This window comes from Halanaerocella petrolearia (genome assembly GCF_054657875.1).
Genome location: NZ_BAAHXW010000001.1, coordinates 988,867 through 1,014,247 on the forward strand (window position 1 = coordinate 988,867; position 25,381 = coordinate 1,014,247).

Annotated in this window: 25 protein-coding genes and 8 tRNA genes; all 33 read right to left on the bottom strand. The window is 33.4% G+C overall.

Annotated elements, in window-relative coordinates:
* Positions 1 to 12: 12 nt before the first annotated feature.
* Positions 13 to 1,704: an ATP-dependent protease LonB gene (gene lonB, locus ACYQ39_RS05055; RefSeq protein ID WP_459840865.1), complete on the bottom strand. Its 1,692-nt coding sequence runs from the start codon at positions 1,702 to 1,704 to the stop codon at positions 13 to 15.
* An 86-nt stretch (positions 1,705 to 1,790) separates the two neighbouring features.
* Complete coding sequence (gene clpX, locus ACYQ39_RS05060) at positions 1,791 to 3,044, bottom strand: ATP-dependent Clp protease ATP-binding subunit ClpX (protein WP_459840867.1); 1,254 nt, start codon at positions 3,042 to 3,044, stop codon at positions 1,791 to 1,793.
* A gap of 24 nt (positions 3,045 to 3,068) precedes the next feature.
* Complete coding sequence (clpP, locus tag ACYQ39_RS05065) at positions 3,069 to 3,671, bottom strand: ATP-dependent Clp endopeptidase proteolytic subunit ClpP (RefSeq protein WP_459840869.1); 603 nt, start codon at positions 3,669 to 3,671, stop codon at positions 3,069 to 3,071.
* Positions 3,672 to 3,730: 59 nt separating this feature from the next.
* Positions 3,731 to 5,008 (bottom strand): trigger factor, encoded by a 1,278-nt coding sequence (gene tig, locus ACYQ39_RS05070; RefSeq protein WP_459840870.1) that lies wholly within the window; start codon positions 5,006 to 5,008, stop codon positions 3,731 to 3,733.
* A 238-nt stretch (positions 5,009 to 5,246) separates the two neighbouring features.
* Positions 5,247 to 5,331, bottom strand: a tRNA-Leu gene (locus ACYQ39_RS05075).
* 15 nt (positions 5,332 to 5,346) lie between these two features.
* Positions 5,347 to 5,423: transfer RNA gene (locus ACYQ39_RS05080), tRNA-Gly, on the bottom strand.
* Between the two features lie 4 nt (positions 5,424 to 5,427).
* Positions 5,428 to 5,504 (bottom strand) — tRNA-Pro (locus ACYQ39_RS05085).
* Between the two features lie 273 nt (positions 5,505 to 5,777).
* On the bottom strand, positions 5,778 to 6,257 hold the full coding sequence (locus tag ACYQ39_RS05090; protein WP_459840872.1) for a metallophosphoesterase family protein: 480 nt from the start codon (positions 6,255 to 6,257) through the stop codon (positions 5,778 to 5,780).
* 9 nt (positions 6,258 to 6,266) lie between these two features.
* Positions 6,267 to 6,854 carry an XTP/dITP diphosphatase gene (locus ACYQ39_RS05095; protein ID WP_459840874.1) on the bottom strand — a complete coding sequence of 196 codons (588 nt, stop codon included), beginning with the start codon at positions 6,852 to 6,854 and terminating at the stop codon, positions 6,267 to 6,269.
* Positions 6,855 to 6,856: 2 nt separating this feature from the next.
* A complete protein-coding gene (rph, locus tag ACYQ39_RS05100) occupies positions 6,857 to 7,603 on the bottom strand; it encodes a ribonuclease PH (protein WP_459841654.1) in 747 nt (248 codons plus the stop codon).
* Between the two features lie 197 nt (positions 7,604 to 7,800).
* Positions 7,801 to 9,177, bottom strand: coding sequence for a CCA tRNA nucleotidyltransferase (locus ACYQ39_RS05105; protein ID WP_459840876.1), 1,377 nt, complete (start codon positions 9,175 to 9,177; stop codon positions 7,801 to 7,803).
* 92 nt (positions 9,178 to 9,269) lie between these two features.
* Positions 9,270 to 9,701, bottom strand: coding sequence for a Fur family transcriptional regulator (locus tag ACYQ39_RS05110; protein WP_459840877.1), 432 nt, complete (start codon positions 9,699 to 9,701; stop codon positions 9,270 to 9,272).
* A gap of 56 nt (positions 9,702 to 9,757) precedes the next feature.
* Complete coding sequence (locus ACYQ39_RS05115) at positions 9,758 to 10,156, bottom strand: hypothetical protein (protein WP_459840879.1); 399 nt, start codon at positions 10,154 to 10,156, stop codon at positions 9,758 to 9,760.
* Between the two features lie 202 nt (positions 10,157 to 10,358).
* The gene (locus ACYQ39_RS05120) at positions 10,359 to 11,216 is read right to left on the bottom strand and encodes an NAD(P)/FAD-dependent oxidoreductase (RefSeq protein ID WP_459840881.1); all 858 of its coding nucleotides are present in this window, start codon (positions 11,214 to 11,216) and stop codon (positions 10,359 to 10,361) included.
* Positions 11,217 to 11,351: 135 nt separating this feature from the next.
* Positions 11,352 to 11,744: a dihydroxyacetone kinase phosphoryl donor subunit DhaM gene (gene dhaM, locus ACYQ39_RS05125; protein ID WP_459840883.1), complete on the bottom strand. Its 393-nt coding sequence runs from the start codon at positions 11,742 to 11,744 to the stop codon at positions 11,352 to 11,354.
* 415 nt (positions 11,745 to 12,159) lie between these two features.
* Positions 12,160 to 12,534, bottom strand: a complete 375-nt coding sequence (locus ACYQ39_RS05130) for a DUF1667 domain-containing protein (protein WP_459840885.1) — start codon at positions 12,532 to 12,534, stop codon at positions 12,160 to 12,162.
* Positions 12,534 to 13,808 (bottom strand): NAD(P)/FAD-dependent oxidoreductase, encoded by a 1,275-nt coding sequence (locus tag ACYQ39_RS05135; RefSeq protein ID WP_459840886.1) that lies wholly within the window; start codon positions 13,806 to 13,808, stop codon positions 12,534 to 12,536. Before ACYQ39_RS05135 ends, ACYQ39_RS05130 begins: the two co-directional genes overlap by 1 nt.
* Positions 13,801 to 15,276 (bottom strand): NAD(P)/FAD-dependent oxidoreductase, encoded by a 1,476-nt coding sequence (locus ACYQ39_RS05140; RefSeq protein WP_459841656.1) that lies wholly within the window; start codon positions 15,274 to 15,276, stop codon positions 13,801 to 13,803. The genes ACYQ39_RS05135 and ACYQ39_RS05140 overlap by 8 nt, the downstream gene beginning before the upstream one ends.
* A 214-nt stretch (positions 15,277 to 15,490) precedes the next feature.
* Entirely contained in the window at positions 15,491 to 16,987 is a 1,497-nt protein-coding gene (glpK, locus tag ACYQ39_RS05145) for a glycerol kinase GlpK (RefSeq protein WP_459840888.1), read from the bottom strand.
* Positions 16,988 to 17,020: 33 nt separating this feature from the next.
* Positions 17,021 to 17,824, bottom strand: coding sequence for an MIP/aquaporin family protein (locus tag ACYQ39_RS05150; RefSeq protein WP_459840890.1), 804 nt, complete (start codon positions 17,822 to 17,824; stop codon positions 17,021 to 17,023).
* 389 nt (positions 17,825 to 18,213) lie between these two features.
* Positions 18,214 to 18,789, bottom strand: coding sequence for a glycerol-3-phosphate responsive antiterminator (locus ACYQ39_RS05155; RefSeq protein WP_459840892.1), 576 nt, complete (start codon positions 18,787 to 18,789; stop codon positions 18,214 to 18,216).
* 29 nt (positions 18,790 to 18,818) lie between these two features.
* Entirely contained in the window at positions 18,819 to 19,775 is a 957-nt protein-coding gene (locus ACYQ39_RS05160; RefSeq protein ID WP_459840894.1) for an aminopeptidase, read from the bottom strand.
* Between the two features lie 216 nt (positions 19,776 to 19,991).
* Positions 19,992 to 20,081, bottom strand: a tRNA-Leu gene (locus ACYQ39_RS05165).
* A gap of 112 nt (positions 20,082 to 20,193) precedes the next feature.
* A tRNA-Leu gene (locus ACYQ39_RS05170) sits at positions 20,194 to 20,283 on the bottom strand.
* A tRNA-Cys gene (locus ACYQ39_RS05175) sits at positions 20,284 to 20,359 on the bottom strand.
* Positions 20,360 to 20,362: 3 nt separating this feature from the next.
* A tRNA-Lys gene (locus tag ACYQ39_RS05180) sits at positions 20,363 to 20,438 on the bottom strand.
* Positions 20,439 to 20,455: 17 nt separating this feature from the next.
* Positions 20,456 to 20,531: transfer RNA gene (locus tag ACYQ39_RS05185), tRNA-Gly, on the bottom strand.
* Positions 20,532 to 20,665: 134 nt separating this feature from the next.
* Positions 20,666 to 21,478: an ABC transporter permease gene (locus ACYQ39_RS05190; RefSeq protein ID WP_459840896.1), complete on the bottom strand. Its 813-nt coding sequence runs from the start codon at positions 21,476 to 21,478 to the stop codon at positions 20,666 to 20,668.
* 84 nt (positions 21,479 to 21,562) lie between these two features.
* Entirely contained in the window at positions 21,563 to 22,519 is a 957-nt protein-coding gene (locus ACYQ39_RS05195; protein WP_459840897.1) for an ABC transporter substrate-binding protein, read from the bottom strand.
* 29 nt (positions 22,520 to 22,548) lie between these two features.
* The gene (locus ACYQ39_RS05200; protein WP_459840899.1) at positions 22,549 to 23,739 is read right to left on the bottom strand and encodes a quaternary amine ABC transporter ATP-binding protein; all 1,191 of its coding nucleotides are present in this window, start codon (positions 23,737 to 23,739) and stop codon (positions 22,549 to 22,551) included.
* A 301-nt stretch (positions 23,740 to 24,040) separates the two neighbouring features.
* Positions 24,041 to 24,232 carry a hypothetical protein gene (locus ACYQ39_RS05205; RefSeq protein ID WP_459840901.1) on the bottom strand — a complete coding sequence of 64 codons (192 nt, stop codon included), beginning with the start codon at positions 24,230 to 24,232 and terminating at the stop codon, positions 24,041 to 24,043.
* Between the two features lie 152 nt (positions 24,233 to 24,384).
* Positions 24,385 to 25,080, bottom strand: coding sequence for an RNA polymerase sporulation sigma factor SigK (sigK, locus tag ACYQ39_RS05210; protein ID WP_459840903.1), 696 nt, complete (start codon positions 25,078 to 25,080; stop codon positions 24,385 to 24,387).
* 76 nt (positions 25,081 to 25,156) lie between these two features.
* Positions 25,157 to 25,381 carry a DUF4911 domain-containing protein gene (locus ACYQ39_RS05215; protein WP_459840905.1) on the bottom strand — a complete coding sequence of 75 codons (225 nt, stop codon included), beginning with the start codon at positions 25,379 to 25,381 and terminating at the stop codon, positions 25,157 to 25,159.

Consider the following 25,381-nt stretch of genomic DNA (forward strand, 5'->3'; position numbering starts at 1 on the left):
ACAATATCTACTTTAAATTGCTGAAGCAGAGAAAGAATCTAAATCTATATTAAATTCAAGCTCCTCATCATTTTCTAAAGCTTCATGAGCTATTGCTTCTTCTAAAGCTTGTTTAAGACTTTCAATCTTAATGATTTCAACTTCAGCAAATTCATCACTTACAAATAAATCTTGCCAATTGGCACTAGGTATTAAGATTCTCTTAGCCCCAGCTCTTACTGCAGCTCTTACTTTAGGAATTACTCCTCCTATAGGCCTAATCATACCATTTACTGATATTTTTCCAGTCATAGCTACTTTATTATTAACTGGTCTATTAGTTAGAGCAGAGTAAAGGGCTACTGCCATTGTTACTCCAGCTGACGGACCATCAACTACTGTATCACTAGTAAAATCAATATGAATATCATACTCATTTAAATCTATTTCTAAGATCTTCTTTACTACTGTCATTACATTCTCAGCAGAATCCTTAACCATACTCTTTCTTCTAATTTTACGATGACGATTTCCTTGTTCTTCTTCTTGAGCTACTCCTGTAATATTAAGACTACCATCACGATTTTTTATCTTCGTAGCTGAAACCTCTAGTTGATCAACAATTCCTCTATTGGCCCCCATAACTGCTAGTCCATTAACGACTCCTACTTGAGGTTGATTTGGAATATCATCCAAAGGACGAGGCGAGTATTGCCCATTAACGACTACTCGTTCTATATCCTTACGCTTAATCTTTTTACGATTATCCGTTAAAGCTATACCACCTGCAGTCTGAACCATATTAACTGCTTCTCTACCATTAGTGGCATACTTCTTGATTACCTCAATAACTCCTTCTTCAACTACAAAATCTATCTTTTTAATTGCCTTCTTTACAATTTTAACTATCTCTTGAGGCATTAATGGATTAAAAAAGATCTCTAAACAGCGGGAACGAATAGCAGGAGGTATCTCTTGAGGTGTTCTAGTAGTAGCACCTATCAATCTAAAATCCGCTGGTAGTCCATTCTGAAATATCTCATGAATATGACGAGGAATATTTTTATCACTTTCCTGATAATAAGAACTTTCCAAAAACACTTTTCTATCTTCTAATACTTTAAGTAGCTTATTCATCTGAATATGATGTAATTCTCCAATTTCATCTATAAATAACATACCACCATGAGCCTTAGTTACTGCTCCTGGTTTAGGTTGAGGAATACCTGCTGATCCCATAGCCCCTGCACCTTGATAAATTGGATCATGTACAGATCCAATTAAAGGATCAGCAATACCTCGTTCATCAAATCGAGCAGTAGTAGCATCTAATTCTATAAAATCTGATTCATCATCAAAAGGTGAATCTTGACGACTTTTAGCTTCTTCTAAAACCAGTCTAGCAGCTGCTGTTTTACCTATTCCTGGTGGTCCATAAATAATTACATGTTGGGGATTTGGCCCACATAGGGCTGCTTTTAAAGCTCTAATCCCATCTTCTTGACCAACTATATCAGAAAAGTCACTAGGTCTTATTTTTTCAGCTAAAGGCTTAGTCAATGATCGTCGTCGCATCTTATGTAGCTTTTCTAACTCTCGTTTAGAATCTTTATTAATAGCTTTTTTATTATTTTGCTGTTTCTTTAACAAATTCCAAAAATAAATACCAACTACTACAGCAAAGAAGAATTGGACTAAACTAAAAATATTAATAGCAAAGTTCATATTAACTCCCCCTTAGTCAAGCTTTATGAATTATTATAACCTAAGAGGGAATTTTTATCCTTAAATAAAGAAGAAACTGCTTAGAATTAAGCAGTTTCTTCTCTCTGATCATCAATCTTTACTAATTTTGGAGTAGCACCTTCATTTACTACCTCTTCAGTAATAATACATTTCGTAACATTATTATAAGAAGGTACATCATACATAATATCTAAAATTGAATCTTCAATTACTGACCGTAATCCACGTGCTCCTGTCCCACGGTCTAAAGTCTTTTGAGCCATAGCAACTAAAGCTTCTTCTGTAAACTCTAGCTCAACATTATCTAATTCAAAGAATTTAGTATACTGCTTAACTAAAGCATTACGAGGCTCAGTTAAGATTTGAACTAAGTCTTCTTCTCTTAATTTGTCTAAAGTAACAACCACTGGAATTCGACCTACAAATTCAGGAATTAATCCATACTTCAATAAATCTTGAGACATAACATGACTTAGAACTTCTCCTAAATCCTCTTCTTCTTTACTCTGTACATCAGCTCCAAAACCTAGTACTTTATTACCAATTCTTGATTTAATCATCTTATCTAAACCATCAAAAGCTCCACCACAGATAAATAAAATATTAGAAGTATCTATCTGTATAAATTCTTGATGAGGATGTTTTCTTCCACCTTGTGGTGGTACACTAGCTTCAGTTCCTTCTAATATCTTAAGCAATGCTTGCTGTACCCCTTCACCAGAAACATCACGTGTAATAGAAGGATTCTCGGACTTACGAGCTACTTTGTCTATTTCGTCAATATAAATAATTCCTTTTTCAGCTTTTTCAACATCATAATCAGCAGCTTGAATTAGTTTAAGTAGGATATTCTCTACATCCTCTCCTACATAACCAGCTTCAGTCAAAGAAGTAGCATCAGCAATAGCAAATGGAACATCTAGCATTCGAGCTAATGTTCGCGCTAATAATGTCTTCCCTGAACCCGTTGGTCCAATCATGCAAATATTACTCTTTTCTAACTCTATATCATCAATCTGCATACCAGAATTGACTCGTTTATAATGGTTGTAAACAGCTACTGATAATGCTCTCTTAGCTCTATCCTGACCAATTACATACTCATCTAAAAAGTCATTTATTTCTTCTGGTTTAGGAACACTATCTAAGTTAGTATCTATATCTTCTTGTAGCTCTTCTTCAATAATTTCATTGCATAATTCAATGCATTCATCACAAATATAGACTCCAGGTCCAGCTACAAGTTTCTGTACTTGATCTTGAATTTTACCACAGAAGGAACACTTCAGCTGACCTTTTTCCTCCCCAAATTTAAACATTATATCACCTCTTTAAAGAAAGATCTACTCCTTGTCCTCAGCATTAGGGTCACGAGTAATAACCTCATCAATAATACCATACTCTTGGGCCTCTTGAGCTGACATAAAGTAGTCACGTTCTACATCTTCATCAATCTTTTCTACTGGTTGACCAGTATGATCAGCTAAAATATCATTAATGATACTTCTTAATTCCAAGATCTCATTAGCTTGAATTTCAATATCTGTAGCTTGACCCTGAGCACCACCCATTGGCTGATGAATCATAATTCGAGCATATGGTAAAGCATATCGCTTACCAGCAGTACCACCAGCCAATAATAAAGCAGCAGCACTAGCACCAAGCCCCATACAAATAGTAGACACGTCAGGCTTAATATACTGGATTGTATCATACATTGCTAAAGCAGAAGTAACAGATCCACCAGGACTATTAATATATATGTAAATATCTTTATCAGGATCTTCAGCTTCTAAAAATAATAACTGAGCAATTACCGTATTAGCTACCTGGTCATTGATCTGACTGCCAATGAATATGATTCTATCCTTTAATAATCTAGAATAAATATCATAGGCTCGTTCTCCACGATTAGTCTGCTCTACTACCGTTGGCACTAAATTCATATTTTTACCTCCTCTTCTCTTTATATTTATACCCAACTTCCCTAACATTTACACTCTTTTTAATTATTTTCAGCTAAAAAATCAATTGCTTTCTGCATTTGCAAATTCTCTTTTAACGAAGATAACTGACCTTGCATCTGTAGGAAGGCTTTAACTTGTTCTTCATCTTGACCTTGTTGCTGAGCAATCTCAGCTACTCTTTCATCTAATTCTTCTTCAGTTACTTCAATTCCTTCTTTCTCAGCAATTGTTTCTAAGACTAAGTTAGATTTTGCTCTACTTTGAGCTTCTTCTCTATGTTGCTCTCTTAATTCATTTTCACTCATACCTGTCATTTCTAGGTATTGGTCAAAATCTAACCCTTGTTGCTGAGCTTGCATCTTAAATTGTTGTAGCATATTATCGATTTGGTTCTCAACCATTGTTTCTGGGACATTAACTTCTGACTTCTCTGCTACAGCATCAACTAATTGGTTCTGATATTCTCGTTCTACTCTTTGTTCTTCTCTTTCTACTAATTCATTTCTAACATTTTCTTTTAGTTCGTCTAAAGAATCAAATTCTAAATCTTTAGCAAATTCGTCATCTAATTCTGGTACTTCTTTTCCTTTTATTTCTTTAACAGTCACTGTAAAAACAGCGTCTTGACCTGCTAAATCTTCCTGTTGATAATCTTCTGGAAAAGTAACTTCTACTTCTGCTTCTTGTCCTACTTTAACACCAACTAACTGATCTTCAAAACCTGGAATAAACTGTCCTGAACCTATCTCTAAATTATAATCTTCTGCTGAACCACCTTCAAAAGTCTCTCCATCTACTCTACCTTCAAAATCCATAGTTACATGATCTCCGTTTTCAACTGTATCTCTATCAACTGCTACTAGTTGAGCATGTCTATGTCGCCGAGCGTCTAACTCTTGTTCTATTTGTTCATCTGTTACTTCAATTTCTTCTTGTTCTAGATCTAAATCTGTATAATCACCTAATTTAACTTCTGGTTTCACTTCTACTTCAGCAGTAAAAGTAGCTGGCTTTCCTTCCTCAATAAAGACATCAGTTACATCTGGTCTAGCAATTGGTTCAATATCTATCTCCTGTACTGCTTCTTGATATCCTTGTGGAATTAAAATATCTAATGCATCTTTATGTAATACTTCTTTACCATATCTTTTTTCTAATAATTTACGTGGCACCTTACCTTTTCTAAACCCTGGCATATCCACTTCTTTAACTACTTTTTGATAAGCTTGATCTAATGCTTCATCTACCTTTTCCGTACTAAGTTCAACTTCTAATAATACTTTATTACCTTCTAATTCTTCTGTATCTACTTTCATTATATATATCCTCCTTAAAAATAGTTACTTGAAATATGTAAAGTTATAAATAATTTTATAACTCTTTACCTTATATTATGTTTATTCAATGCAATAAATAACCAATTTAATCTTAAATTAACAATTCTATTAATAAAACTGACGAAAAAACATTTTAAGTACTAAATTAATATAAAACCATAATAATAAAAACAATACCTCGGAGTTGTCCGAGGTTTATAATCAACTTAATCTAAATTGGTGCGAAGGGTGGGAGTCGAACCCACACGCCTTGCGGCACTAGATCCTAAGTCTAGCGTGTCTGCCAGTTCCACCACCTTCGCGCATTTAAATATTTTTGGAGCGGGAAACCGGACTCGAACCGGCGACACCCAGCTTGGAAGGCTGGTGCTCTAGCCAACTGAGCTACTCCCGCAGAATGGTCGGAGCAGCAGGATTTGAACCTGCGACCCCCTGGTCCCAAACCAGGTGCTCTGCCAAACTGAGCCATGCTCCGCTTTTGTCAATTGCAACGTCTAATAGTATAACTCAAAAACCAAATCAGGTCAAAAAAGAATAAATATCATTTAGATAAATTAAAGCAAAATAATGTGTTTATTCTATTAAATACTCTTGTTTTCTCTTTAATTGGCATTATTAATATTGTACATCATAAGCTGTGAGCTATGAATATTAAGCTAAACTTTATTTCTTGTGATTATAGCTCATAGCATATGACCCACAGCTTTATATCTAAATCATAAGAATTTTTTAATAATCTAAATAAAAATTACTTATCTAATTGATAATGTTGATAATTTATCTTTCCATCTTTAATATCAATTAAGCCATAACTACCCTTGTCTCCATCACGAGGTAAAGCAATACTACCTGGATTAAAGAATAATATTCCATTCTCTTCTTTAGCATACCTAGTATGTGTATGCCCAAAGATAACTATATCAGCTGCTACTTCCTTAGCTTTATAGTATAATTTATCTAATCCCCATTTTATTTGGTAATTATGTCCATGAGTCATAAATATTTTCTTATCAACTACTTTAATTATCTCTTCTTTAGAATAATCAGTTCTAAAATCTCGATTACCTTGTACTGTTACAATTTTTTCCTTGTCTAAGAAATCATTTTCTAGTAAATCTTTAGCTCCATCTCCAGCATACAATAAATAATCAATTGAAGATAATCCTTCTAAAGCTTCTTTTACTTTTTCACTACGACCATGAGCATCACTAAATATTGCTAATTTCACTTCTACCACCTACTCTTCTACTAAAATTGGTTTCATTTCTGCTAATGCTTTAGATCGATGACTAATCTGATCTTTTATATTATTTCCTAGCTGTGCAAAACTTACCTCATAACCTTGCGGAATAAATAATGGATCATAACCAAAGCCTGATTCACCTTGAAACTCAAAAGCTATATTTCCCTGACATTTACCAATAGCTACTTCTTCTTGACCATTAGGAGTTACAAATGCTATAGCACAAGTGAAATGAGCCTTTCTTTTTGACTGTGGAACATCTTCTAATAACGTAAGTAGTTTTTGATTATTCTCTTGATCACTGGCATCTTTTCCAGCAAATCGAGCTGAATAGACTCCAGGTCGTCCATCTAAAGCCTCAACAACTAAACCAGAATCATCAGCTATAGTAGGTAATTTTGTATATTCACAGAGCTCATTCGCTTTCTTTAATGCATTACCAGTAAAGGTATTAGCATCTTCAATAACCTCAGGCACCTTATCAAAATCATATTTGGATACTATTTCTATATCTGTATCAGATAATAATTTTGTCATTTCTTCAATTTTATGATCATTTCCAGTAGCCAAGAATAATCTCATTCCTAATCCTCCTTAAATAAATCAGCTTTATCTCCTAAGGCATCTTTTTGGTATGTAATTAGTTGTTTAATTCCATCTTCTGCTAATTCTACTAATTGCCACATATTATCTTGAGAAAATGGATTCTCTTCACCAGTTCCTTGAATTTCAATTATAGAACCAGCTTCAGTCATAACTAAATTCATATCTACCTGTGCATTAGAATCTTCCTCATAACATAAATCTAACAATAGATCATCATTTACAATTCCTACACTAACTGCCGCCACAAAATCATTCATAGGAAATTCACTGATCATAGACTCTTTTAACATATAATCTAATGCATCAACAAGAGCAACAAAAGCACCTGTAATAGAAGCAGTCCGGGTTCCACCATCTGCCTGAATAACATCACAGTCAAGCCAAATGGTTCTTTCACCTAACAAATTCAAATCAACAACTGATCGTAAAGCTCTGCCAATTAAGCGACGAATCTCTTGCGTTCTACTACTTAATTTACCTTTAGCCGCTTCCCGAATATTTCTTTCTTTAGTTGCTCGAGGTAACATTGAATATTCAGCAGTCAACCAACCTGTTCCTTCTCCACGCAAAAAATAAGGCACACTATTTTCTACAGTAGCATTACAGATGACTTTAGTATCACCAGTTTCTATTAGTACAGATCCTTCAGCATACTTGGTATAATCTCTAGTTATTTTAATTGATCTTAGTTGGTTATTTTCCTTTCTTCCATCAGCCCGTAACATATTTATCTCTCCTTTATCTAAATCTTTAAGTCGATCTCCAATATTCACTGAAAATCCCACTTTTTATTTTCACCTCTACTTTTTAATTCGTAGTCTTTATTTATCCCCTAGGGCCAACTTTAATATGTATCACTACTACAAACCATTTAACTAGCAGTATCCCTTTTATAATTCTTCTTCCTAAAATAAAGTCCTCCCTAAAGTAACTCCTCTTTTACATAATCAACTGCTTCAACTCGATTATCAATCTTTCCTGCGGCCTGTGCTGCTTCAATCTTACCCAAGATCTCTCCAATTTTTGGCCCTTCTGAAAGTGAAAATAGCTCCATTAAATCAGTACCATTTAATAACCTTTCTGCTGTATCCTCTTCTAATTTTTCTGACTCTTCTACAAGTTGCTTTAAAAAAGATAAACTAGTTTCAATATCTTCATTTCGCTTATTTAATCTCCTTGTACTCAACATATCTGCAGCTGCTAACAAACAGATATCTGCTACTAAACCATCAACCGCCTTAAAGAATCTATATTTTCCTTTAAAAGTTAAGTTATCTGCATAAAACAAAGATAAAGGTCGCATATGATATCTAATTAAAGTAGTTATGTAAGAAACCTCCTGATTACTAAAAGTTAACTTCTTTAAAATCGATTTGAAGTAAGTAGCTCCTTCTTTATGATGACCGTAGAAATGAACTTGACCATCAATCACCTCTTCAGTTAATAGCTTACCAATATCATGAAATAATAAAGCAAATTTAAGCCTAGGTAACTTATCTTTTTCTATTCGATTGGCCCAAAAACTATCTTTAAATAACTGTTCTAACTTTTCTAAAGCATATATACTATGAGTCCATATATCCTCACTATGATACTTACACTGTCCTTTCTGCTTTAACTGATTTATATCAGGTAATAACGTAGATAATAATGAAGTCTTTCCTTCTAAATAAGCAATATTAGTTGCAGCATTATTATAGGATAAAATTTTAAATAGCTCATCCTTAATCCGCTCATTAGCTATCTGCTTTATTCCTTTAGCTGCTTGTTTCATCATTAATTCAGTATCTTTATATATAGTAAACTCTAATTGAGCTTTAAAACGTAAAGCCCTTAGAACACGTAAAGGATCAGCCAATAAATTACCTTTACTAACTGTTTTAATCATTCCATTTTCTAAATCTAACTTACCTGATTTAGGATCGATTAAATCAGATTCTAAAAAGTAATATTCCCCTTGCTCTATATCTATCTTAGATAAAGGTACTGCCAAAGCATTAATGGTAAAATCTCGTCTCAATAAATCATCAATAATAGTATCTCCTTCTAATAAAGCAAAATCAAACTCTAATTCATCTACTATTACTCGATAAACATCTCGATTTTGATCTAATACTACTAAAGTACCTCCTGTTTTAGTAGCAAATTCTTTAGCTATATCTCTCACTTTTCTAGTAATTATTAGATCAAAATCATTAGCCTTTCTGTCTAATAGATGATCTCTTATGGCTCCTCCAACTAAATAGCTTGTTACTTGATATTCAGTTACTAATTCTTTTAAAACAGTTAGTTTCTTCATAAACACTTTCTCCTTTATAAAATAGAATTCACTTACTAGAAAGAAAAAGATTCCAGAATAAACTGGAATCTATAACTTAACTTATGTTAAATTTACTGGCAGTCTTGACAATGACCATAAAATTTAATACGATGCTCTGTTACATTAAAATCATGCTTTTTTTCTAAGTTTTTTTCAAACTCTTCTAAAATTTGATCATTAAATTCTATTACTTGACCACATTCTTCACAGACCAAATGATGATGATGATTATGTTTTTCATTCTCCAATTCGTAACGTCTTCTATCTTCATCAAAATTTAATTGCTGAATAATACCCAAGTCACAGAAAAGCTCTAAAGTACGATAAACAGTAGCTAAACCAATTCCAGATTCTTCTTCTTTAAGAATCTGATAAATCTCTTCTGCACTTAAATGTTCACCTTGATGTTCTAATAAAATCTGTAAAATCAACTTCCGTTGTGAAGTCAATTTATAATTCTTAGCCGCTAATAGTTCCTTTAAATCATTTAATTCTGTTGACATACTATTCACCCACTACTATGTTTTACCTTAATTATACATTACCCTCCCTTCTACTGTCAACTTAACAGACCAGTAACTACATTATAGACTTTATCTAATATTTCAGACATATGCTGAGAAATAGTTTCAGACAACTTTTTTCCCCAGTCATCACTAAGAATCCCAATAGTCATCACTAATAGTTCCTTAAATGACTTCCCTTGTTTAGGAGTTATCTTTAGATAATCAATCTTACCTGGAGTAGTCAACTCTCTATCTGTATTTAAAATCAATACCTTTTCTGCTTCTATAGTAGATAACAATTCATATAGCTCTTCCCCAGCTGAAGTAATCTGTTTAAAAGATATATCATATTTAGAGAATAAATCTTTTAATTTATCTAATAAATGGATAGTAAGCCCTTTATCTTGTTTACGAGTATCTCCAATACCAATTACAGCTAGTTTTTTAAACATAGAGCATCACCTACTAACCTCCTTTTAAACTTGAAGAATCAATTCAGTTCAACTAACTATAAGCTCAACTATATATTATAGAAATAATCTTTTATTCTACTATACATTATTTTCAAGGTTAAAATGCTTTATTCATCAATTAGTAGGTAATATTTAGTAAATAGAAAAGATAGCACCTAATAATAGGGCTATCTTAAAATAATTATTCAGACAATTCTTTAATTGCACTTAAAGCTGCTACTTGTCCTTCACCTGCTGCTTTACTAATCTGTAAAGGACGACCTATACAATCTCCAGCAGCATAAACCCCATCTACACTAGTCTTAAAATCTCTATCAACAGCAATATACTGTCCTTCTAGCTCTAGACCAGGCACTATTTCAGATGGAGGAAGAGTCTCTCTTAAAATAAAAATACCATCTACTTCATAGTCTTCAGTATCTAACTTGACCTTATTAGCTAGATCATCTCCGGTTATCTCTTCTACTTCTCCAGCAACTACTTCAATTCTATCATCTAAATTATCTATCTCATCATATTGGGCTACATAATAGACATTACTACAAATATCAGCTAAAAAATTAGCTTCTTCTTCATGATGGCTACTATCACTAATGACTACTACATCTTTATCTTGATATAGCTTTCCATCACAAGTAGCACAATAACTAATCCCCTTACCTAAATACTCTGCTTCTCCGTCAATCTTAGCTTCTTGAACAACACCAATAGCTAAAATCAGCTTCTTAGCTTCATAATTCTCTCCATTAGTTGTAATCATTACTTTATCTCCCATAGGATAAGCTTTAACTACCTTCTGCTTGATGATTGGTATTTCTAAATCTTGAACATGAGAGATAAACTGTTGGGCCAACTCTGAGCCAGTAACATTACTAAAACCTAAATAATTATTGACCTCTGGTGCCCAATCAATCTTTTTAGCTAATTGACCACTATTGAAAATTACTGCGCTTTTATTTCTAGCATAAGCATTAATTGCTGCTGACATTCCAGCAGGGCCTGCTCCCACAATTGCTAAATCATATACTTCTTCTGCCACTAATATCACCTCTGGTTTTTAGTTTAACCTTTTTTTAATCTATATAATTATGTAGCTTTATCTACATTCTCTGAAGAATATCGTATTTTTCTAATATGATTATATAATGAAACTTATCCTCTGTCAAAAAGTCCTCTATACCCACTCAATAATTCGCTTACTCTCTACTTTACTCTTGATTTGGGCTAAACTTTTACCTAAATTAGCTTCTACAGCAGCTATCATTGCCCCTTCTACTAATGGAGCACCACTAACTGATACATGATCATAACCATCTAATTCTAAAATATTAAGTGCTTCTTTAGCATTAATTAATGAACTACCTACATCACCAATAACTAATACCCCTTGGTCAGTATAAACTTCTTTCACAGCTTCTATAATTTGATCTATATCAGTTCCTATTCTCCCCTCACTATCTCCTCCAATAGAAACTAAAGGAATTTCCCGTGGTACCATCTCTTGAGTCAATTCTTCTATACCTTCAGCTAACTTTGGACTATGAGAAACAAGTACAATCCCAATCATCTTACCCCTCCCTTTATAACAAATCTAACCCTGTTTTTTATTATTTTAACAGATTGTGTCTTGATTTTCATGTCTATTTGAAAAAGAATTAAAAAGAGTCAAAAAGGTTATTATTAACATGTTTATTATTGAATTATAGTAAGTATAACCTTTTGACTGCAAAAGTGTAGCTTAATTGATATAGTGTGTCACTTTCAGTGACACAGCCGTCAGCTGTCTGCTATGTGCTATGAGCCAATTCAAAACAATTAAATTCTAACCAAATCTTTATAATTCCTATATTCTAAAAAAAGTCTTTCTATGGCTTTGAATTTGATTTAGCTCACGACAGATAGCAGTGACACAAAAGTGCCACTTTGTATCGATAGAAAATAAAAACGCCATATATAGCTTAGACCATATATGGCAGAGATATTTAGTTTTGGCGGGCCAAATCTCTAGTAGCTACTATATTAACCCCTGTATCTAGTATGTCTTCAATTACTATCTGACCCAACTTAACTGGTGCCTTTAATTCAACCTTTGCTATCTCTTTCATTGCTTCTTCTAATAATTCTTTAGGAATTGCTTCTTCACTCTTAACTGGTACTAATGGTAATACTCCATCTTTAACTCTAGCCGTAGTAGGTAAAATCCTAGTCGGATTATAGTATTCATTTCTAACATATTTTTCACCAGCAGGACAGCTATTTCCATTCATCTTTTTTATTTTATCATTCTTATCAACTTCCAATTCTACTTCACAACCCATTGGACAACTAATACAAGTGATCTCTACTCTTTTTCCCATTACTCTCCCTCCTTCACAATATCAACTTCAATACTATTACTATCTATACTGCTAAGCATCTGCTCAGGAACTGGTAGAGTAATCATCTCGCCAGGTTCAACCCGTCGTTCAGTCTTATCAAATAGTTTCTTATCTCCAGCCAATAAATTAATTGTTACATCTTCCATTGGCTGTTTAGCTCTCATATATAAATCGACTCTCTTTCTACCTTCAACTTCATTATTTATCTTATGAGGAACTATATAACCTACATTCTCTCCTGGATTTACTTCAACCTCCTCTTCTTTCTTGGCTAACTCATCTTGTAAGTATAAAGCTGCTGTCTTACCTGCTATCATACTTTCTTCTGTTACCCAGTCTACTAAATCATGAACATGAAGTACATTACCACAAGCAAAGATACCTTCAATATTAGTCTCCCGACCTTCATTTACTATTGGGCCGCCTGTTGTATCATGTAACTCAACTCCTGCTTCAATTGACAATTCATTTTCAGGAATTAAACCAACAGATAGAAGTAGTGTATCACATTCAATTTCATATTCTGTATCTGGAATTGGCTTGAAATTATCATCAACCTCAGCTACTGTAACTCCTTCTACTCGATCTTTACCATGAATCTCTGTTACAGTCTGTTGCATCCGTAATGGAATATCAAAATCATCTAAACACTGTACAATATTACGTGTTAGCCCACCAGAAAAAGGCATTATCTCTAATACTGCTTCTACATCTGCACCTTCTAAGTGCATTCTTCTTGCCATAATCAATCCAATATCACCAGAACCCAAAATTACAACCTTTTCTCCTGGCATACGTTGTTCCATATTAATATATCTTTGAGCTGTTCCAGCACTATAGACTCCAGCTGGTCTGGAACCTGGAATATCAATTGCCTCTCTTGTTCTTTCTCGACAGCCCATTGCTAAAATTACAGCTTGAGCATTGATCTCTAACATTCCTTCATCAGAATTAATAGCATAAACTCTCTTATCTGGAGTAACTTCTAAGACCATTGTATCTAATTTAATATCAACTCCACGCTCTTTAACATTTTCCATAAACTGTTGAGCATATTCTGGTCCAGTTAACTCTTCTCCAAAATAGTGTAAACCGAATCCATTATGAATACACTGTTGTAAAATACCACCTAACTCAAAATCACGTTCAATAATTAATATATCTTCAATACCTTGATCATAAGCTGATTGTGCAGCTGCTAACCCTGCTGGCCCGCCACCAACTACTACTAATTGGTATTCCTGTTTATTCATCCGTTCCCACCTCTTTCAATAAAGATTCTTTAGTCTTCTCTACTAAAAGTTGAGACTCTTCACTTTCAAGCTTGACTTCTGTTTTAGGAACAGCTAATTCTTCAGCCAAAATCTCAACTACTTTAGGTTCGCAAAATCCACCTTGACATCTTCCAGCTCCTGGTCTAACTCTTCTCTTAATTGCATTAACTGTTTTCGCTCCTACTGGCTCTCTAATTGCATCAATAATCTCTCCTTTAGTTACACTTTCACAGCGACAGATAATCTGACCATAATCTGGGTCTTCTGCAACTAATTTAGCCTGTTCTTCATGATTCATATGTCTAAATTTAGGTGGTCCATGATAATTAGGATCAAAATCTGGATCAGTAGTTAATCCTCCCAATTCCTCTCCTACAATCCCTACTACCATTTCAGCAATAGCTGGTGAAGAGGCTAAACCTGGCGATTGAATTCCAGCTACATTAATAAATCCTGCTACTTGATCACTAGCTTCAATTAAGAAGTCCTCTGTTTCCTTAATAGCTGCCCTTAACCCTGCAAATTCTTTAATTACACCTTTTTTGTTTAAACCTGGAATAGTCTTTTTAGCCCCCTTTATTACCTTATCTAAACCCTCTCTAGTAGTTGACTTATTTTCTATATCTTCTATCTCTTCAGCATTAGGACCAATTAATAAGTTTTCTTCATCAGTGGGGGTAACTACAATTCCCTTACTAACCTCAGTTGGAACAGGAAAGACTGTTCGTTGCACATCTATCTCCATCTTTTTATCATATAGGTAATACTCTCCTCTACGTGGAGTAATTTCAAAATTATCTATCCCTACCATATTAGCTACCTTATCAGCATATAATCCAGCTGCATTAATAACTAACTTAGCATCAATTTCTCCTTTGGAAGTCTTTATTGTCTTATAATCTCCATGATCTTTAATATCATATACTTCTGTTTCTAATAATACCTTAGCTCCACTTCTGACTGCATTATTTGCTAATCCTACAGTTAATTCAAAAGGATTGACTATCCCAGCAGTTGGAGCAAATAAAGATGCTATAGCATCTTCACTTAAGTTTGGCTCTAACTCGAATAATCTATCTCCAGTAACAATCTCTAAATCTGGAACACCATTCTCTTTACCATTTTCTAATATTTCTTCTAGCTTAGGTATGTTATTTTCATCCTCTGCTACTACTAAAGCCCCTACCCATTCAATTGGCACATCTAATTCATGCTGTATTCTTTTACGATATAGTTCATTACCTCTAACATTTAATCTCCCTTTCAGTTTATCAGCATCAGCATTAAATCCAGCATGTAGCAAAGCAGTATTAGCTTTAGTTGTTCCAGTACAAATATCAGGTTCCTTTTCTACCAAAGTCACATCTAATTTATATCGAGATAACTCACGAGCAATAAAACAGCCAGTTATTCCACCACCAATAACTAAAATATCAGTTTTATCTATCAAAAAGACCCCTCCTATAATAGTAAAAACCACACCTAAGTCCTAAGAAGTAAACATAGTACTCCCTAGTTACTTAAATGTGGTTTCTTTTATTTCTCCACCAACTTTATATTTTATTTTATCTTATTCTACTATTATTATAACATACTATTATATGCTATACAATAATTTATTGTATTATTTTCATAATTTTGACTCATGACTTATCACTAATCTACTCTTCAGCCCAGTCTTTAGCTCTAGCAACAGCCTTCTTCCATCCAGCATAAAGTTCTTCTTTTTTAGTTTCATTCATTTCTGGATTAAATGTCTTATCTACTTTTCGTTTTTCTAATACTTCCTCTTTATTATCCCAATATCCAACTGCTAACCCAGCTAAATAAGCAGCACCTAAAGCAGTAGTTTCTGTATACTTAGGTCGCTCTACTCCAGAACCTAAGATATTAGCTTGAAATTGCATTAAGAAGTCATTAGCTACTGCTCCACCATCAACTTTCAACTCCTTAAGTTCAAGCTCAGAATCAGCCTCCATAGCCTCTAATACATCTCTAGTTTGATAAGCCAATGACTCTAGAGTTGCTCTAATAATATGATTTTTGTTAGTACCTCTAGTTAGACCTATAATAGTACCTCTAGCATACATATCCCAATATGGTGCCCCTAAACCAGCAAAAGCAGGTACTACATAAACTCCATCTGTACTATCAACTTTTGTAGCAAAGTATTCAGAGTCTTGAGCTTCTTCAATTAAGCCCATTTCATCTCTTAACCATTGAATTGCTGCTCCAGCTACAAAAATACTTCCTTCTAAAGCATAATTAACTTCATCATCAACACTAGCAGCAATAGTAGTTAATAAATCATTCTTTGAAGTTACTGCTTCTTGTCCTGTATTCATGAGCATAAAACAGCCAGTTCCATAAGTGTTCTTAGCCATACCTTTACTATAACAGCCTTGCCCAAATAGAGAAGCCTGTTGATCTCCAGCTATACCAGCAATTGGTATATTCTCGCCAAAGAAATGGTAATCAATAGTCTTACCATATACTTCACTACTAGATTTAACTTCTGGTAACATAGACTCAGGTATATCTAAAATATCTAGCATCTCCTGATCCCACTCAAGATTATGAATATTATAGATCATAGTTCGAGAAGCATTAGTATAATCAGTAACATGCACTTGCCCACCTGTCAACTTCCAGATTAACCAACTATCTATTGTACCAAATCTTAATCTTCCAGATTCAGCCTTCTTACGTGCCCCTTTTACATTATCTAAAATCCATTTGATTTTGGTACCAGAAAAGTAAGCATCAACTACTAGCCCTGTCTTCTGCTGTATCTTATCTTCTAATCCTTGTTCTGTTAAGCCATCACAAATATCAGCAGTTCTCCTATCCTGCCATACAATAGCATTATGAATTGGTTTCCCAGTCTCTGAATCCCATACTACTGTAGTTTCACGTTGATTAGTAATTCCAATTGATTTAATCTGATTAGGTTCTATATCTGCTTTACTTAAAGCATCAGCTATAACTCCAATAGTTGTCCCCCAGATTTCATTGGCATCATGCTCTACCCAGCCTGGCTGTGGGTAATGTTGACTAAATTCCTTTTGAGCTACACTAACATCATCTCCATCATGATTAAAGATGATTGCTCTAGAACTAGTTGTTCCTTGGTCAATAGATAAAATATACTTTTTCATGTTTGCCCTCCAATCTATTAAATAAAGTTTATATTATACAGATTCAGCAACTTCACTACCTTCAATAGATTCATTACTCTGTTTCTTAACCAATACTTCTGGTAAGTATGGTCTAATAGCCTTTTTGTAAACAATAGCACCTAATACTCCACCTAATAACGGGCCGACTATTGGAACCCAGAAGTAATAATTATGAGCTGTGAAAGGAGTTGTACCCCAACCTGCTAAAGCTGTAAATAATTTTGGCCCAAAATCTCTAGCCGGATTAATAGCAAATCCAGTTAACTTACCACCAACCCCACCAATTCCAGCTACTAAAATACCAATTGCTAAAGCAGGACCTAACCCTTTAGGAGCTGAACTATTTAACGGTTCAGTCATGGCCAAAACTCCCATAAGTAATATGGCAGTTAAAATCAATTCAATCATCATAGCTTTAGAATTAGGGATATTACCCATAGCAATTGTATGAAAAATAGTCATATTAGCGGCTGTTTTATTAACAAATTGTTCAGCATAAATGAAATAAGCTCCTGCAGCACCTAAAAAAGCTCCAATAATCTGAGAAACACAATAAGGAACTACCTTCTTCCAAGAGAAATCACCTACAGCAGCCAATCCAACTGTTACTGCTGGATTAATATGAGCTCCAGATACTCCACCTGTAATATAAACTGCCATTGCTACTCCTAGTCCCCATAATAAACATAACTCCCACCAGCCAATACTAGCCTCAATTAGAACTAGATTTGCAACTACTCCTGCACCAAAAAATAGCAAAATAGCAGTACCAATTACTTCTGCAACACACTCACCAAATAGATTATCCTGTTTCAAATTGACAACCCCTTTCTAATTTTAAATCAATTCAAAATATAAAAAAGAGCTTCTTAGTTAAATAATTTAAAACTAAGCAAGCTCTTATAATCTTATTACTTATGTTATAAATAACTTATTTTATAAAACAATTATCAGAATTCATAACTAAAACTTATAAAATTATATAAAATAACAAAATCCCTACTCAACTATAATAGACAGACATACCTTGCCTAATAAAGTTAAGTAGGGATTCTCTTTTTTCTACCCTATAGTTATATATTTGATTTTCACTAGTTATATAATAACATATTTGTAATCTTTTTTCAAGAAAATATATGAAATCCTTTTGATTATAATTATTTTAACAGATATCTAATACTTAAATAAAGATATTAATATGTCATCTAATTACTAAAATCTTCATTCCATAATTCATTCTTACTAGTAGAGATACCAACCACATCACAATCTAATATATTCTCAACTTGTTTTCTCTCTTGCACCAAACCTCCAGCAATAATTGGAGTACTAATCTTAGACCTTAATTCACCAATCAATTCAGGAACAACTAATCCTGGTAAAACTTCAATTAAATCTGGCTTAGCATTATCAATAATATTAACTCCTGTCCTCAAAGACTCAGAATCAAGTAAGAAGAGACGTTGAATCGTAATTAAATCTTCTTTCTTAGCCGCTTGTATTAAATAACTTTTAGTTGTCATAATTCCATCAATACCTATCTCTCTAGCCAAGTATCTAATCGCTTCTTTATCATTACCAATTCCTTTAACCATATCAATATGTAAAAAAATCAAGACATCTAACTCTTGAGCTTTAGCTACTACCTCAGTTAAATTAGACAACTTACTACGCAGAATAAATAAAACATCTATCCTATCTTGAGGTATCTTCTCTAAATCTTCTTTACTCTTAATAGCAGCTATAATTGGGTTCTTTTCTAAGATATATTCGATATACATAATCTCACCTCCACTCTTTTAAATTAATGTTAATCAACTAATAATCTACCTTCTTCCATCACTACTTCTCCATCAAGCTCTAAAGTAGGAGACTCAATAATTCCATCTAAATGACTAGCTACTGAAACTTCACCACCCATAGCAGAATTATCACCAATAGCAATATGTATTGTACTCATTACCTTTTCATCTTCTAAAATATTACCTCCTATTTTAGCTTGGTCATTAGTTCCAATACCTAACTCTGCAATATTTAAAGCTGATTTACCATAAGGTTCAATTATTTTTTTTAAATTTTTAGCTGCTTTCTTACCGTTAATTTCAGTTACATATCCATCTTTAACAATCAATTCTATCTTTTCAGTCCCTACTTTACTTCCAGCCATAGAACCATCAACTATAAACTTCCCAGAAGTTATCCCCTCTAAAGGAGCTATATATGCTTCTCCAGCAGGTAAATTACCAAAATCACCTGCTTGATGATAGATTCCTGTGTCAGGATATCCTTCTCTATCTTCTAAAGACATCTTAATATCTGTTCCATTATTAGCAATTACTCTTGCCTCAGTAGCTTGACTTAATTTATCTGCTACTTTCAAACTACGTTCTTTAATCTTTTCATAGTCTGCAGTCAAAGTCCTTTCCATAATTTCTTGAGTAATCCCTGGTAGAGTAGCAGCTCTAGCTCCAGCTCGATTAGCCTCAATTCGTGCTTGGGTATGAGATAGGGATTTGGAAGTAGGCATAATTACTACATCAGCCTCCTTCATAGCTTCAGCAATTAACTTTGGTGGTTCCACTCCGTTATTCTCTCTGGGAATCATCTGTATCAAAATAGCTTCAGCTCCTATTTTTTTAGTGGCAGTAAAGATAGCTTTACCAATTTCAACTAAAGGTTTATCTACAATAATTAATACCTGTTCTTCTTCCTTAACAGCTAAACAATCTTCTACTACTATTTGAGCTGCTTTAGCTAATTTTTTCATATATAAATTCCTCCTTTAAATAATAAAATTAAAGTTAAATCTTAAATAACCTGCTTCAAATTGTAAATAACAGACTTAATAGTAAGTTCTATTAAGTATAGTTCCATAGTCATCATTATTTATAATTAATTTTTGATACTTAATTTCAAAGCACTTTAGCCTTTCAAAAAATAAAAAAGAGTTAGGCTTTTAACCTAACTTACTTAGTTATGTAGATGGTGCCGGGGGTGGGATTCGAACCCACACGGGCACTAAAGGCCCATCGGATTTTAAGTCCGATGCGTCTGCCAGTTCCGCCACCCCGGCTTATTCAATTGATAGTTTACAGTTAACTTTAAAACTATAACCTATTAAAACTAAATAGTTTTTTATTGATTTTGACTTTTAATTTTCAATTCTACATTGTCAATTTAAATAATGGTGCCGGGGGTGGGATTCGAACCCACACGAGCACTGAAGGCTCATCGGATTTTAAGTCCGATGCGTCTGCCAGTTCCGCCACCCCGGCTGGAGGTGGCACCCGGACTCGAACCGGGGAATGGAGGATTTGCAGTCCTCTGCCTTACCAACTTAGCTATGCCACCTTATGGTGAGCCATGGAGGATTCGAACCTCCGACACCCAGATTAAAAGTCTGGTGCTCTGCCAGCTGAGCTAATGGCCCATATTAGATGATTTAGATGGAGCGAAAGACGAGATTCGAACTCGCGACCTTCTCGTTGGCAACGAGATGCTCTACCAACTGAGCTACTTTCGCTCGCTTATCTCACGCTTATATATTATATGTTATATTCTTTATATTGTCAAGGGAAAGGTGAAAATGATTAAATTAATTTGTAGTGGTATATCTCTTCTAGTATAATACACCACTACAAATTATAAAATATTAAATTATTCTCTTTCAAATAAACGATCTAATGCTATTGCTAAAATAACTACTCCTAAACCAGCTTCGAAACCTAAACCAACATCAACTGTTGATAAAGAACGTAATACTGGTTTACCTAATCCACCAGCACCAATCATAGCAGAGATTACAACCATTGATAGAGATAACATAATACATTGATTAATCCCCATTATAATTGATGGTAAAGCCCGTGGTAATTCTACCTTATATAACATTTCTAGTGGAGTACATCCAAAAGCTCTTCCTGCCTCTTTTAACTCTTCAGAAACCTGTTTTATTCCTAGATAAGTTAACCGAATAGGTGGAGCAATAGCAAATACTACTGTAGCAATAACTCCTGAAACATTACCTAATCCAAAGAACATTAGAGCTGGAATTAAATAAACAAAAGGAGGAATTGTCTGCATAAAGTCAAGCATAGGTCGAGTAATCAAATCTACAATCTTACTATGAGCCTTTAAAACTCCAATTGGAATTCCTATTACTAAACAAACAGATACAGAAGTAAGAATAGAAGCCATTGTTGTTACCAATGGATCCCACATCTCTAAATTTAAGACTAATCCAAACCCTAATATAACAAAAGCAGTTATCTTTATATCTTTACGTACTAACCAAGCAATTAAGGCCAAAACTCCAATTAATAATACAGGATGTCCAAAAGATAAAATAGCTTCAAAACCACTGACCAAAGAACTAATTATATTAGAAAAACTCTCTAATGGTCCACTGAAATTAGCAATAATAAAGTTAACTAAAGCTTCTATCCAATTTCCTAAAGGTATCTTAGCCATTACTATTTTATACCTCCTTTAATAATTTAGGTATAATAAGCGACATTCTAAGATTAGAATGTCGCTTAAAATATTGATACATTATTAAAATTGTTGCTGTACTGCTTCTACTGCATCTTTACCGTCTACTGTCTTCATACCTTTAACCCATTTTTTAACTACATCTAGATTAGTTGCAATCCATTCTTGAGCAACTTTATCTGTAGGACGTCCCTTTTTCTGATATTCTAAAATCCACTTATCCTGAATTTTAGAATTAACTTTTAATTGTTCTAGAAACTTATAGAAATTTGGCATGTTGTCTTTAAGCTCTGGACGAGCAGTAGTATAAACTGTACTTGAAGCACCCCAAATACCTTCAGGATCTTTCAAATACTTAATATCATATTTAAGATTCATCCAGTGCGGTTGCCAACCATTAAATGCAATCCATTCTTTATTTCTAGTAGCCTTACCCACTGCTGATAACATAGCAGCTGTACTACCAGTTACAACTTTCCAATCTTTTAAGTTATAAGTGTTATTGTCAATTGCTTTCTTAACAGTTACATTTCCAGAGTTTCCAGGTTCAATTCCAACTATTTGATGATCAAACTTATCAGCATACTTATTCAAATCAGCCATCGATTTAACGCCAGCATCCCAAACATACTTTGGAACAGCAGTCTTAAAAATAGCTTCTTCTAGATTAACTGTTACATTTTCTGCTACACCTTTCTTCTGATAAGGTTCAAATCCAGCCTTCATAGAAGGATACCAGTTACCCAAGAAAGCATCTATTTCATCATTTTTCATTCCTTCAAATAAAACATTTTGCGTTAATGCTTTTGTCTTGACATCATAACCTAAAGATTCTAAAACTTGTACAGCTACTTCTGTCTTAACAGTAACACCAGGCCAATTTATATAACCAAATGTAACTTCTTTCTTCTTTTGATCTTTAGCTTGCTTTTGATTCTGTTGGCCACATCCAGCCAATAAAGTAAAAACTAATGCTACACTAACAACTAGTAAAATACTTTTTTTACTCAATCTCATCATTTAATATTCCTCCTTAATTTTATTAATGTTTAAATTACATCCTCACCAGCTAAGTTGGCTAACACTCTGCTTTTAACAATAATTCCCAATAATTTATCATCATCATCAACTACTGGTAAAGGATAGTTTAAGTCAGCAATTTTAGCAAATAACTCATCCATATTCTCTTCTGGACTAGCAGTTACTGTCTCTTGAACTAAGCCTGATAGATCCTCTTTTTCTTCTTTAACTGCTTCTAAAGCATCTTCCATTTTTACTATACCTTTTAACTTCTTATCTTCCCCTACTGCAAAAATACTAGAAATTTCGTTATGCTCCATCTTATGCATAGCGGCTCGTGGACCATCTTGTTTATAAACATAAACTAAAGATAATGGATCAACCATTACATCTTCAGCAGTTAAAAGACGAGAACGATTAACATCTTGTACAAAGTCTCTTACATAATCATTTTTAGCATTAGTTAATATTTCTTCATGGCTTCCAATCTGAACAATATCGCCATCTTTCATAATAGCAATTCTATCTCCTAACTTTAATGCTTCATCTAAATCATGAGTAATGAAGATAATTGTCTTATTCATCTCTTCAAATAGATCCAATAATTTATTCTGCATCTCTCGCTTAATTAAAGGATCTAAAGCACTAAAGGGCTCGTCCATAAGTAAAATATCTGGATCAACAGCCAAGGCTCTAGCTATACCTACTCGCTGTTGCATTCCTCCACTTAATTCATCTGGTTTCTTATCTTCCCAACCATCTAATCCTACCTTTTCTAAAGCATCTTTAGCTCTAGCTGTACGCTCTTCTTGAGGTACATTCTGCATTTCTAAGCCAAATTCAGCATTCTCTAATACTGTTCTATGAGGAAAGAGACCAAAGTTTTGGAATACCATTCCAAATTTATCTCTTCTAATTTCACGTAGCTCTTGCTTATTAAAGTCCATTAAATCAGTACCATCTAATAAAATCTCACCACTAGTAGGCTCAATTAATCTATTTAAGCATCTTAATAAAGTAGATTTTCCACTACCAGATAACCCCATAATGACAAAAATTTCTTGAGAATTAATTTCAAAATTAACATTATTAACTCCAACAGTTAATCCTGTCTTGTCTAATACTTCTTCTTTGGAATAGCCCTGACTAACTAAATCTAAACCACGTTTAGGCTTATCTCCAAAAATCTTAGAAAGATTATTTATTTCTATTTTTTCCATCTAGATCCCTCCTAGATTTAGTTTCTCTAAATAATATAACTTAATACTTCATTCATCCTATATCTTTCTATATTTACATTAGTATCTGTACTCATCTTTATTAATAATAAATTTTTAACCCTCTAAAATAAAAAAATCTTTGAAATAAATCATTTCATCAGATTTATTCCAAAGATCAATCTCTGTTGAATTCTAGATATTATACTATCTTGGAAAGACCACTATAAGTATAGGATACTCTACTTTTTTTGTCAAACTAACTCGAATATTATTTTGGTTTTATAAAAATCTTATTACTTCTTTAGTGATAAAAATATAATTTAACTAATACAAAATCAGCTCTAGGTTTAAATCCAACATCAAATAACTCATATTCCTCTAACTTAGGATTCAATTCTTTGGCTCGCTTGACAAAAGATCTTAATTCTTCTATTAAATGTATAGAATCATCTAATTTTAGGTAACGATTTATAGTAAGTAATTGTTTACTCATTATTCTTTAGCCTCCTAGTAATTTTAACTAAACAAATTTATACTTTACTATAATATAATATGCAATTACCTTAAATTTTGTGAGGAATAAATATAAATTTTACCAATGATTTGACCAGCAATAAAGAGTTTTTATATTTGATAAGATTAATTTCAAGTAAACATCTTATGCAACTTACTTACTGCCTTCTTTTCAATTCGTGAAACATAAGATCGAGAAATACCTAGCTCTTGAGCAATTTCACGCTGAGTTTTACATTTACCATCCTCTAGACCATATCTCATCTTTATTACTTTTTGCTCTCTTGTTTCTAATTGGTTTAATCTTTCATATAACTTCTCTTGTTCTAAAACTAATTCTACTTTTTCACTAACAACATCAACTGCTGTACCTAAGATATCAATCAAACTAATCTCATTGCCCTCTTTATCTGAACCAATTGGTTCATACAATAGTTTTTCATTCTTTAACTTTTTAGTCTTTCTTAGATACATTAAAATTTCATTCTCAATACATCTTGCAGCATAAGTTGCTAATCGAGTATTCCTGGCAGGATCAAAGCTTTCAATTGCTTTGATAAGACCAATTGAACCAATAGAAATTAGATCTTCATTGCTTACTCTAGCATCATCATATTTTTTTACTATATGAGCTACTAATCTCATATTATGCTCAATTAACTTATTTTTAGCCTTGGCATCACCTTGGCTTACTTTTTCTAAACACCTTTGTTCTTCTTCTTTATCTAAAGGCTGAGGAAAAGTAGTACCATCAGAGATATAAGAAACTAATAACATTAGTCCATCTAATACTTTAGTAGCTACTTCAGACAAAAAAACAGGCACCATAGACTGGTCACCTCCTAACTCTTACTAATATCTATATGAGAAGTGCAAGCCTATTGTGCCTGTCCAAAAGAGCTTATTACTTTTTAACTATCTCCAAATCGACCTCATTCTGTAAATTATACAATATTTTTAATACATCATCTCTAGTTCCTGGAGTTACTTCTAACTTTAATAATCCAATCTTTCCTTCAGTTCCTACTACTGTTACCATAGCTAACCCTTCGTAGGCTTTAATAATCTTATCTACAAAGGACAACTCTTCTTTAGGAACTGTAACCTTAATAGTAGAAGTTTTCACCAT